Genomic DNA, 10,552 nt, shown 5'->3' with positions numbered 1-10,552 from the left:
CCGCGCGGTCCTGCCGCCGCGACGGGTGAGCCAGCGGCTACTCCTCCAGGGTGGAGGTGTCACCCGCCTCCAAGCCCAGCTCCTGGGCCTTCAGGAGCCTGCGCATGATCTTGCCGCTCCGGGTCTTGGGCAGCTTCTCGACGATCTGGACCGCAGCGGGCGTGGCGATGGGCCCCAGCAGGTCGCGGACGTGCGCCACCAGTGCGGCGCGCAACTCCTCGGAGGGCTCGGCGCCGGCGCGCAGGATGACGAAGGCCTTGATGGCCTCGCCCTTCACCGGGTCGGGGATGCCGATCACCGCAGCCTCGGCCACCGCCGGGTGGCTGACCAGGGCGTTCTCCACGTCGGCCGTGCCGATGCGGTGGCCGGCCGGGTTGAGCACGTCGTCGGAGCGGCCGAGGAACATGAAGTAGCCTTCCTCGTCACGCTGCGCCAGGTCCCCGCTGGCGTAGACACCCGGGATGGTCCGCCAGTACTCCTCGTACCGCTCCGGCTGGTTCCAGACGGTGCGGAACATGCTGGGCCAGGGGCGGCGGACGACGAAGTTGCCGCCAGTGCCGGCCGGGAGCGGGCGGCCCTGGGCGTCGACCACGTCGGCGTCGACGCCGATCAGCGGTCGGCCGCACCAGCCGGGCTTGACCGGCAGGGCCAGCGGGCTGCCCACCATGGGCGCGCCCGTCTCCGTCTGCCACATGTTGTCGGCGATCCAGGCACGACCCTCACCGCCCAACACCTTCCATGCCCAGCGCCAGGCCTCGGGATTGAGCGGCTCGCCGGCGCAGGTGACGTGGCGGAGGCTGGAGAGGTCGTACCGGCTGGCCCACTCCTCGCCGTACTTCATCAGCATGCGCAGCGTGGTCGGTGCCGTGAAGAGGCGGGTGACACCGTACGCCTCGATCAGCCGGTAGAGCGTGCCGGGGTCGGGATAGTCGGGCGCGCCCTCGCGCACCAGGCAGGTGGCGCCGACCACCAGCGGCGCGTAGACGATGTAGCTGTGGCCGACGATCCAGCCGATGTCCGAGGTCGACCAGAAGACGTCGTCGTCGCCGATGTTGTAGAAGGCCTTGGCCTGGTAGGCCGTCCCCACCATGTAGCCGCCGTAGACGTGGACCGTCCCCTTGGGCCGACCGGTGGTCCCCGAGGTGTAGAGGATGAAGAGCGGGTCCTCCGCGTCCATGGGCTCCGCCGGGCAGTCGGCGGAGGCGGCGGCCACCATCTCGTCGAAGTCGAGCTCGCCCGGCGCCAGAGGGGCGGTCGGCGTGCGGCGGCGGTGCACGATCACCCGCTCGACGAAGTCCAACCCCTCGAGCGCCTGGTCGACGATGGGCTTCAGCTCCACCGTCCGGCCCCGCCTGTAGCCCACGTCGGCGCAGACGACGACTTTGGCGCCCGCGTCCTCGACCCGCTGGCGCAGGGCGCCCCAGCCCAGGCCGGCGTAGACCACGCTGTGGATGGCGCCGATGCGCGCCGTGGCCAGCATGGTGGCGATGCCCTCGGGCGTCAACGGCATGTAGATCACCACGCGGTCGCCGCGGCCGACGCCCTGCCCCTTCAGCGCGTTGGCGATTCTGGAGACCCAGCGGTGGAGCTGCGCGTACGTGAAGACGCGCCGGCTGCCGTCCTCGCCCTCCCAGAAGAGCGCCACTTTCTGGCGGCGGCCGTCGACCAGGTGGCGGTCCAGCGCGTTGTAGACGATGTTGGTCTTGCCGCCGACGAACCAGCGGGCGTACGGATACTCCCACTCCAGCACCCGCTGCCAGGGTTCGAACCAGGTGAAATCCCGGGCCACCTCGCCCCAGAAAGCCTCCGGCTCCTCCAGCGAGCGCCGCCAGCTCGCCTCCCAGTCGCGCACGTACGCCTCTTCGAGCAGCCGGGGGAGGGGAGGAAGCACCTCCCCGGTCCGGGTCAGCGCCTCCATGCCGCGGGCTTCCTCCAGCGCCATCGAGCCTCGCCTCCTGCTCCTGGCCGATTCGTTCCCGAGGTTGAAATCCCTTTGCGGAGGGCGGGCGCGGCCTCGGGCGCCGGCTGGGTGGCCGCTTCTCGCCGGCGGGCGGTGCATGTCATGATGAGGGGTACGAGAGGGAGGGTTCTGCGTGGCGGATTCTTCGAAAGGGCGCCGTTCCGGCCCCGGGCGACCCCCGCGGCAGCCGGGCGGGCGCCGCCCGGCTGCCTGGATCGGCCTGGCCGTGGTGCTGCTGCTGCTCACCGGCGTCGTCGTGGCGGCCGTCTGGCGGACGGGAGCCGGACGACCGGGTTCGGCCTCCTCCGGACCCTCCGCGGCCTCCGGCCAGTCGGGGGGTCCGCCCGTCCCGGCGGCGGTTCTGCAGAAGCTGACGGCGATCCCGTCCGCGGCCTTCGACGCGGCGGGGACCGGCGGCCTGCCGGCCCCGCAGGCGGTGCCGGCCGGGACGCAGGTGCCGGCGGCTCCCGGGGCGGGTACCAAGCCGACGCTCCTCTATGTGGGCGCCGAGTTCTGCCCGTACTGCGCGACCGAGCGCTGGGCGCTGGTGGTGGCGCTGGCGCGCTTCGGCACTTGGCAGGGACTCGAGCTCTCGCGCTCCTCCTCGCAGGACGTCTATCCCGACACGCCCACCTTCACCTTCCTCCACGCCAGCTACTCCAGCCCCTATCTGGCCGTGCGGACCGTGGAGCTGACGGGCCGCGAGCCGGGCGCCGACGGGCGCTACCCGCCGCTCCAGTCGCCCACGGCCGCGGAGCAGGCGCTGATGAACCGGCTGGATCCCGGCGGCTCGATCCCCTTCCTGGCCGTGGGGCGGAGCTACTGGGTGGGCTCGCCGGTGGCCCCGGAGCTCTTCCAGGGGAAGAGCTGGGAGGCCATCGCCCGCGAGATCGCCCAGGGCAAGTCTGCGGCCGCGCAGCAGGTGCTGGCGGCGGCCAACCAGATCAGCGCGGCCGTCTGCCAGGCGACGGGCGGCCGGCCGGCGGAGGTCTGCGCCTCGCCGGCGGTCCGGGGGGTCAAGCTGCGGTGAGCCCGCGACCCTCCGACCCCGGGGAGGCGGCAGCCCGGCTGACCGGGAGCGGGGGCTTGGCAGGAAGGCCGCTGGCCCTCCGCCTGGCCCTGGCGGGCGCGGGGCTGGCCGTCTCCGGCTACCTGACGCTCCTCCACTGGGCGCCGCGGGCGCTGGCCTGCCCCAACGCCGGTCTGGTGGACTGCGCCTCCGTCCTCGAGAGCGGGGCCAGCGTCTGGTGGGGCGTCCCCGTCGCCGCCTGGGGGCTTCTCTGGTTCCTGGTCGCGGGGCTGCTGGCCCTCCGCGCCGGCAGCGGCCTCCGCCTGCTCTGGGCGGCCGCCGGTGCCCTGGCGGTGGTGGGCCTCGTCTATACGGAGCTCTTCGTCGTCGGCGCCATCTGCCTCTGGTGCACCCTGGTCCACCTCCTGGTGCTGGCTCTCTTCGCCCTGGAGACCGCCGCCTACGCCTCGGGCGCATAGCCTGGGAGGAGCGGCCCCTGCGCCGCTGCCGGCACCGGCCGAGGGGCGGGCGCCGGGGAGCCTGGGGAAAGGGGGCGGGAGCATGTCCGGCGCGCCGGAGGTCGACCGGAGGCTCTTCGAGCGGGCCGCGGCCCGGCACGGACTGGACGCGCGCCTCGTGGAGGCGGTGGCCCGCGTCGAGTCCGGACTCGATCCCCGCGCCGTCTCCCCGGCGGGTGCGGTCGGCCTCATGCAGCTGATGCCCGAGACGGCGCGCGCGATGGGGGCCCGCGACCCCCTGGACCCCGAGCAGAACGTGGAGGCCGGGGCCCGCTACCTGAGGGAGCTGCTCGACCGCTTCGGCGACCTGAGCCTGGCCCTGGCGGCCTACAACGCGGGCCCCGAAGCCGTCGAGCGGTATGGCGGCCTGCCGCCCTATCCGGAGACGCAGGCCTTCGTCCGGCGGGTGCTGGACCAACTCGGCTGAAGGCCGGGCGGGGGGTGGCCCTGGCGCGGAGCGCGGGCGGCTACTCCTGCCAGTCACAGAAGCCCGCCAGGCCCGGGCCCGTATGGGCGCCCAGGACCGGCGTGAAGTCGGCCCGCCAGAACTCCGCCAGCGGGTAGCCCAGCTGGCGGACCCCTTGCTCGAGGCGCTCCGCCGCCTCCGGGTTGTCGGCGTGGATGACGACCAGGTGGAGCGGCCGCGTCCGGTCGGGGTAGCGGCGGGCCAGCGAATCCAGGAGCCAGCGCAGGGCGGCGGCGAAGGTGCGCACCCGGGCCACCGGCTCGACCACGCCGTCGGGGGCCAGGGCGATGACCGGCTTGACGTCCAGGAGCGTCCCGGCCCAGGCGGCGGCGCGGCCGATGCGCCCCCCGTGGGCCAGGTAGCGCAGCGTCTCGACCACCGCCTCCAGGTGGAGCGCGGGCTGGAGCCGCTCCAGGGCGGCCAGGATGGCGGCCGCGTCGGCGCCGTTGTCGGCCAGGCGCCGGGCCGCCGTGACGAGAAGGGCGTGGCCGCCGGCAGCCGAACGGCTGTCCCAGACGTGGACGGGCGGGCCGCCCTCCTCACGCCAGAGCTCCGCCGCGGCCACGGCGCTGGCGTAGGTGCCGCTCAGGCGCGAGCTGAGCGTGAGGACGAGGATCTCGCCCGCGCCCGCCTCGGCCGCCTGGCGGTAGGCTGCCAGGAAGCGCTCGGGCGCCGGCTGCGAGGTGGAGGCCCACTCGCCGGTCTCCCGCAGTCGCCGGAAGAAGTCGCCCGGCGAGAGCTCCACCCCGTCCAGGTACTCGCGGCTGCCCAGTCGGACGGTCAGCGGCACCACCGCCACGCCGTGGGCGGCCGCCCAGCCGGGCGGGAGCGTGGCCGTGCTGTCGGTCACCAGGGCGACCCGCCTGCCGTCGCGGAAGCCCTCCCCCCGGACCTCCTGCGGCCCCCGCTCCGCAAGGCCGCCTGCTTCCGGCTCCGTCACCGCTGCCACCCCCGGCGCACGATTCGACGGCGGCCCGGGACCAACCCTTCTGCCGCGGGCTTGGACCGGGAGGGCGGGTTACGCCCTTGTCGCCGGTCTCGCTCCGCCCGCCTCACTCCGCGAAGCCGACCGGGACCATGACCACGTTCTGCTTCGAGCCGTCGCGCGGGCTGAGCGCGTAGACCGTCAGCATCCCGGAGGGGTTGGTCGGGCGGTCGAAGGCGAGCCGCTCGTCGAATTCCATCCACGCCGGCGCGCCGGGACCCGCGAGGACCTTCCGGAGGAGGACGTTGTGGCCGTCCTCCAGCTCCACCTGCAGGCGCCCCTCGAAGACGCGGGCCTTGCCGCGCAGGCGGAGCGGGCTCGCCAGGCGGTCGCCGGGCGCGGGCGCCTCCAGGATCACGTCGGGCTCGACGCGACCGGGCGACTCGGGCGCCCCAGGCCCGACGAAGCGCAGTTCGTAGGCCGGCGTCGAGGCGGGCGTCGCGATCAGGTCGAAGGGGTAGCTGATCACCTGGGCGTAGAGCCTGCCGGGCTCGGGGTCGCTCCAGGTGGCGGTCGCCACCAGGGTGCCGTCCGCCTTCCTGCGCAGGTCGGTGAAACGGACGCCGTAGCCGGCGTGGGGGCTCTCGCCTCGGCTGACCAGCAGGTAGCGGGTCTCCCCGAAGGTGAAGAAGCCCCAGAAGAGGCGCTCGCGGTTGCTCTCTACCCACTTGCCCAGCTCGTAGGCCGGGAACTCCTCGGCCGTCACGTGGCGGATCGCCACCGGATCGCCCCCTTCCCGGGCGTCGCCCTCCTGCGCGGGGGCGCCCTCCGCTGGGGGAGAGGAAGGGTTCGTGCCTCCTTCCTTCGACGGGAGCTCCGACGTCCGGGGCTGGGCGCCGGGACCGCCGCAGGCCGTAAAGAGCATGGCGCCGGCCAGGAGGAGAGCCGTCGACGCGACGACGAGCGCGGTCCGGCCTGCCTTCCTCATCCGCATCCGCCTCACCTCGCCGGGGGAGCGGGCGCCGGCGGCGCGCCGGAGCCCGGCCTCTTTCTTTGCTTGGACGGGCCCGGGCCCGAAAAGTTCCGACGGAGGCGGGAGGGTGCCAAGCGCGCCGGCGGGCAAGCGGCGCGGCGAGGCGGTCACCCGCCCCGGCAAAGCGCGCGGCTACTCTCCGCCGCCCGGCGGCCCGCCCTCACCCCGCGCTTCGCGCCAGAGCCGCTCCAGCTCCCGGCGGTCCTCGGCGCCCAGCCAGTCGACGCCGCCCAGCGCCTCCACATGGTGCTCCAGCTCGTGGAGGATGGTGGTCACCAGCTCGCGGCGCCAGACCCCCGGCGGCTCGCCGGCCAGCGTGCGGCGGAAGGAGCCGTAGTAGAGAAAGATGAAGCTGCCCAGCCCCGGCTCGACCACGTACTCGCCCAGCAGGTAGACGCCGGGCGGGTCGTCCGCCTGGCGGCGGGCCTTCCGCTCGATCTGGACGCCGCCCGACAGCTCTTCGAGGAGGCGATCGGGCAGCTGGTCGACGATCTCCTCCGCCCAGCTGCAGAAGGTCTCGAAGTCGACCATGTTCGTCCCCCCGCCCGGGAGGCCGCACCTCCCGGCTCCCGCCCCCGCGGACGGGCTCACTCCTCCCCTCTCCCGCGACCGGGCGCCAGCGAGGCCGCGACGGCGACGGTGACCGTGCCCAGCACGACGGCCAGTGAGACGGCCACAGGCACTTCGATTCCGAAGGGGCCCGCCAGCATCTTGACTCCGATGAAGGCGAGCACCAACCCCAGGCCCTCGTCCAGGTAGCGGAAGCGGACCAGGCTCCCCGCCAGCAGGAAGTAGAGCGCCCGCAACCCCAGCACGGCGAAGATGTTGGAGGTGAGGATGACGAAGGGGTCGCGGCTCACCCCCATGACCGCGGGGATGCTGTCGACCGCGAAGAGGAGGTCGCTCCCCTCCACCAGGAGGATGGCCAGACCCAGCGTCGTCAGCGCCCAGCCGCCCGGCCTCCGCGTGATCACGCGGCTTTCGTCGAAGCCGGCACGGACCGGCAGCCGGCGCGTCGCCCAGCGGTAGAGGCGCGAGCGCTCCAGTGGCCCGCCTGGGCCGCCTCCGCGGAGCAGGCGGGCGGCCGTCCAGAGGAGGAGGAGACCGAAGAGCGGCAGGAGCCACTCGAAGCGGCGGACCAGCTCGACGCCGATCACGATCAGCAGGCCGCGCAGGACGACGGCGCCCAGCACGCCCCAGGCCAGGGCGCGGTGTTGCAAGCCGCCCCGGACGCCCAGGGTGCCGAAGATGACGGCGATGACGAAGAGGTTGTCGAGGCTCAGCGCCTTCTCCAGCGCCCAGCCGGCCAGGTACTGCATCCACAGCTCGAGGCCGTAGCGCGCCCAGACGTAGCCCGAGAAGGCCAGCGCCACCGCGATCCAGGCGGCGGACATCCAGGCCGCCTCGCCGAGGCCGATCTCGTGGTCGTCGCGGTGCAGGACGAAGAGGTCGAGCCAGGTCGCCAGCAGGACGAAGGCGGCGAAGAGGAGCAGCTCGACGGCGTGCGGCGCCCACATCGGCCCGCGCCCTCAGCGGACCGCGACCGGCGCCCGGCTCACCAGGCGGCCACCTGGCCGTCGGCGCGCGGCTCGCTGGCGCCCACCAGGACGCCCTCCTCCAGGCGCAGGATCACCTGGCCCCGCCCGAAGGAAGCGGAGCCCACGGCCCAGCTCACCTCGTGGCCGCGACGGGCGAGCGCCTCCACCAGGTGCGGGGGCGTGCCCGGCTCGAACTCCACCCGCCGCCCGTCCACCCAGCGCCAGCGCGGCGCGTCCAGCGCCGCCTGCGGGTTGAGCCCCAGGTCGACCAGGCCGCTCAGCAGCTGGACGTGACCCTGGGGCTGCATGAGGCCGCCCATCACCCCGAAGGGGCCCAGCGGCACTCCCTCCCGGCTGAGGAAGCCCGGGATGATGGTGTGGTAGGGCCGCTTCCCCGCCTCCAGCCGGTTGGGATGGCCCGGCTGGAGGTTGAAGCAGGCGCCCCGGTTCTGGAGGGCGATGCCCGTCTCCGGCACCACCAGGCCCGAGCCGAAACCGGCGAAGTTGCTCTGGATGTAGGAGACCATGTTGCCCTCGCCGTCGGCGGTGCAGAGGTAGACCGTGCCGCCGTTGGGCCTGGGGCCCGGCTCGGGTTCCAGCGCCCGCGGCCCGATCCGCCGCCGGCGCTGGCGCGCCCGCTCCGGATCGAGCAGATCCGAGGGTTCGAGGCGCATCGCGCGCGGATCGGCGATCTCGCGGAAGCCCTCTTCGAAGGCGAGCTTGACCGCCTCGATGGCCAGGTGGAGGCGCTCCGCCTCCGCCTCCGCGCCCGGCCCGCCGCCGGCGCCCTCCAGGCCCTCCAGGACCTGCAGCGCCATCAGCGCCACCAGCCCCTGCCCGTTGGGCGGCAGCTCCCAGACGTCCAGCCCGCGGTAGCGGACGGAGAGCGGCTCCACCCACTCGGGCCGGTAGGCGGCCAGGTCGGCGGCGCGCAGCCAGCCGCCCGTCCGGCGCGCGAAGGCGTCGACGCGCTCGGCCAGCTCGCCCCGGTAGAAGGCCTCGGCCCCGCTCTCGGCGATGAGGCGGAGCGTGCGGGCGTGGCCGAGCGAGCGCCAGAGGCCGCCGATGCGGGGGGCCTCGCCCTCCGGGGCGAAGGTCTCCAGCCAGGGGCCGAAGAGGTCGGGCCGCTCCCCGGCCAGCCGGCGGTAGCGCTCCGCCGCCGACGACCAGGCCGCGCCCACCACGGGGGGCAGGGGGTAGCCGCGCTCGGCGTACTCCACGGCCGGCTCCAGGAGGCGCTCCAGGGGCAGGCGCCCGAAGCGCGCCTGCAGCGCGGCCCAGGCGGCGGGGGCACCGGGGACGGTGACAGCCGGCCAGCCGTAGAGGGGCACCTCCCATCGCCCCTCGCGCTCCAGCTGCTCGGCCGAGGCCAGGGCCGGCGCCGGGCCGCTGGCGTTCAGGCCGTAGAGGCGGCCGCCGCTCCAGACCAGGGCGAAGGCGTCAGAGCCGATGCCGTTGGAGGTCGGCTCCAGGACGGTGAGGGCGGCCGCCGTGGCCACCGCGGCGTCGACGGCGTTGCCCCCCCTGCGCAGCACCTCCAGGCCCGCCTGCGCGGCCAGCGGCTGCGAGGTGGCTACCATGCCGTTGCGGGCGTAGACCAGCATGCGCCGGGAGGGGAAGGGATAGGCCAGGGGATCGAAAGAAAGGCTCAACGCTCCGACGCCTCGCTTCCTGGTGGATGAGGGATCCGTACCGTCCCCCTATCCATACGCGCCGGAAGGCGGGGAATCCTGGCCGGCGGAGGCCCCCCCGTCCGGACCGGCCGTCCGGGGTTACCATCAGGGTGCGGCCCGCCCGCGGCCCGGCGGGGGGCCTGGGGGTGGGAGCATGGCGGGAGCCGGAGAAGCGCTGGCCCGGCGGCCGGGGACGCCCCGGGCCCTGGTCTTCCCGGGGGCGCACAACCTGCCGCTCTGGCGCATGGCCGCCGGGGGAGAGGTGGAGCTGCTGCCGGTGGCCTCGCGCGACGAGCAGATCGCGCGCGCGGCCGCGGGCGAGGCCGAGATCGTCCACACCGCGCCGGCCAACCTGGAGGCGGAGGACGCCCGCCGGGCGGGCCTGCGCGCCTTCATGGGCGGGAGCGTCGGCCCGCTGGAGCTCTTCGCCGGCCCCTCCTGGCCGGGCCGGCGCCGCCTGGCCGTGGACAACCCCTCCACGGGCTTCGCCCCGCTGGTCTACGGCTGGCTGGCCCAGGCGGGGCTGCGCGAGGAGTCGCGCCTGGCCGTGGGCGGCACGGAGCGCCGCTGGCGCGCGCTCCGGGAGGGGGAGGCCGACCTGGCCCTCCTCCACCCGCCCTTCAGCCAATGGGCGGAGGAGGCCGGCTTCCGCCGCCTGGCCCGGCTGGACGGCCCGCCGGCCGGCGGTGGCCTTCGCCCGACGCTGGTGGGCGCGAGCCGCCCGGGCGTGCCCGACGAGCTGCTCGCCGCCTACGTGCGCGCCTACCGCCGGGCGCTGGCCGGGCTCCTGGCCGAGCCGGAGGAGGCGGTGCGGCTGCTCGGGCGGGAGGCCGGTCTGGAGCCGCGGCTGGCGGGGCGCGTGGCGGCGGCCCTGCTGCCGGCGCTGGCGGAGGCGGGGACGGCGCTGGCGGCGGAGTCGCCATTCGACCTCCTCGACGACCGCTACGAGGCCTGGTTCGAGCGCCACCCGCTCGCCTACGCCGCCGAGCTGGAGGCGGTCCGACAGCTGCTTGGCCCGGGCCGCTGGCTGGAGGTGGGTGTGGGCAGCGGGCGTTTCGCGGCGCCGCTGGGCGTGCGCGACGGGGTCGACCCCTCGCCGGCCATGCGCCGGCGGGCGCTGGCGCGCGGGGTGCGGGCGGCGGAGGGCGTGGCGGAGGAGCTCCCCTACGGGGAGGCTTCCTGGGACGGGGTGTTGATGGTGACCACCGTCTGCTTCGTCGCCGACCTGGACCGGAGCCTCGGCGAGGCACGCCGCGTTCTGCGGGCGGGGGGCGCCCTGGTGGTCGGTTTCGTCGACCGGCTCAGCCCGCTGGGCCGGCTCTACGAGGCGCGCAGGGCGGACGACCCCTTCTACCGCGGCGCCCGCTTCTACTCCGTCGAGGAGCTGCGGGCGGCGCTGGGCCGGGCGGGCTTCGAGGTGACGGCGGCGC

At 75.1% G+C, this 10,552-nt stretch carries 10 protein-coding genes; 4 read left to right on the top strand and 6 right to left on the bottom strand.

Features of this window, described 5'->3' with window-relative positions; translation table 11 throughout:
• Positions 1–37: 37 nt before the first annotated feature.
• Positions 38–1,942 carry an acetate--CoA ligase gene (acs, locus tag K6U79_09360; GenBank protein ID MCL6522560.1) on the bottom strand — a complete coding sequence of 635 codons (1,905 nt, stop codon included), beginning with the start codon at positions 1,940–1,942 and terminating at the stop codon, positions 38–40.
• Between the two features lie 151 nt (positions 1,943–2,093).
• Between acs and K6U79_09355 the strand changes: the two genes are divergently transcribed.
• The 3 genes from K6U79_09355 (at position 2,094) to K6U79_09345 (ending at position 3,914) form a co-directional block, all read left to right on the top strand.
• Entirely contained in the window at positions 2,094–2,990 is an 897-nt protein-coding gene (locus K6U79_09355) for a DUF929 domain-containing protein (GenBank protein ID MCL6522559.1), read from the top strand.
• A complete protein-coding gene (locus K6U79_09350; protein ID MCL6522558.1) occupies positions 2,987–3,448 on the top strand; it encodes a Vitamin K epoxide reductase in 462 nt (153 codons plus the stop codon). The genes K6U79_09355 and K6U79_09350 overlap by 4 nt, the downstream gene beginning before the upstream one ends.
• Before the next feature lie 82 nt (positions 3,449–3,530).
• Complete coding sequence (locus K6U79_09345) at positions 3,531–3,914, top strand: lytic transglycosylase domain-containing protein (protein MCL6522557.1); 384 nt, start codon at positions 3,531–3,533, stop codon at positions 3,912–3,914.
• A gap of 40 nt (positions 3,915–3,954) precedes the next feature.
• Here the strand turns inward: K6U79_09345 and K6U79_09340 are convergent, their stop codons facing one another.
• From K6U79_09340 to K6U79_09320, 5 genes are all read right to left on the bottom strand, one after another.
• The gene (locus tag K6U79_09340) at positions 3,955–4,893 is read right to left on the bottom strand and encodes a DegV family protein (protein ID MCL6522556.1); all 939 of its coding nucleotides are present in this window, start codon (positions 4,891–4,893) and stop codon (positions 3,955–3,957) included.
• Between the two features lie 112 nt (positions 4,894–5,005).
• A complete protein-coding gene (locus tag K6U79_09335; protein MCL6522555.1) occupies positions 5,006–5,659 on the bottom strand; it encodes a protease complex subunit PrcB family protein in 654 nt (217 codons plus the stop codon).
• A 384-nt stretch (positions 5,660–6,043) separates the two neighbouring features.
• Positions 6,044–6,442, bottom strand: coding sequence for a metallopeptidase family protein (locus K6U79_09330; protein MCL6522554.1), 399 nt, complete (start codon positions 6,440–6,442; stop codon positions 6,044–6,046).
• Positions 6,443–6,498: 56 nt separating this feature from the next.
• On the bottom strand, positions 6,499–7,428 hold the full coding sequence (locus K6U79_09325) for a TerC/Alx family metal homeostasis membrane protein (GenBank protein MCL6522553.1): 930 nt from the start codon (positions 7,426–7,428) through the stop codon (positions 6,499–6,501).
• A 38-nt stretch (positions 7,429–7,466) separates the two neighbouring features.
• On the bottom strand, positions 7,467–9,053 hold the full coding sequence (locus K6U79_09320) for a gamma-glutamyltransferase family protein (GenBank protein ID MCL6522552.1): 1,587 nt from the start codon (positions 9,051–9,053) through the stop codon (positions 7,467–7,469).
• A 973-nt stretch (positions 9,054–10,026) separates the two neighbouring features.
• Between K6U79_09320 and K6U79_09315 the strand changes: the two genes are divergently transcribed.
• On the top strand, positions 10,027–10,552 hold a 526-nt coding region (locus K6U79_09315; protein MCL6522551.1), incomplete at its 3' end, for a class I SAM-dependent methyltransferase.

It is taken from the genome of Bacillota bacterium (assembly GCA_023511835.1).
Classification (GTDB): domain Bacteria; phylum Bacillota; class Sulfobacillia; order JAIMAT01; family JAIMAT01; genus JAIMAT01.
This window is presented reverse-complemented; position numbering and strand designations above follow the sequence as displayed.

What these genes read in the sequence shown, in the direction of transcription:
- acs (MCL6522560.1), bottom strand. Translation starts at nt 1,942, where the DNA reads ATGGCGCTGGAGGAAGCCCGCGGCATGGAGGCGCTGACCCGGACCGGG.
- K6U79_09325 (MCL6522553.1), bottom strand. Translation starts at nt 7,428, where the DNA reads ATGTGGGCGCCGCACGCCGTCGAGCTGCTCCTCTTCGCCGCCTTCGTC.
- K6U79_09345 (MCL6522557.1), top strand. Translation starts at nt 3,531, where the DNA reads ATGTCCGGCGCGCCGGAGGTCGACCGGAGGCTCTTCGAGCGGGCCGCG.
- K6U79_09330 (MCL6522554.1), bottom strand. Translation starts at nt 6,442, where the DNA reads ATGGTCGACTTCGAGACCTTCTGCAGCTGGGCGGAGGAGATCGTCGAC.
- K6U79_09320 (MCL6522552.1), bottom strand. Translation starts at nt 9,053, where the DNA reads ATGCTGGTCTACGCCCGCAACGGCATGGTAGCCACCTCGCAGCCGCTG.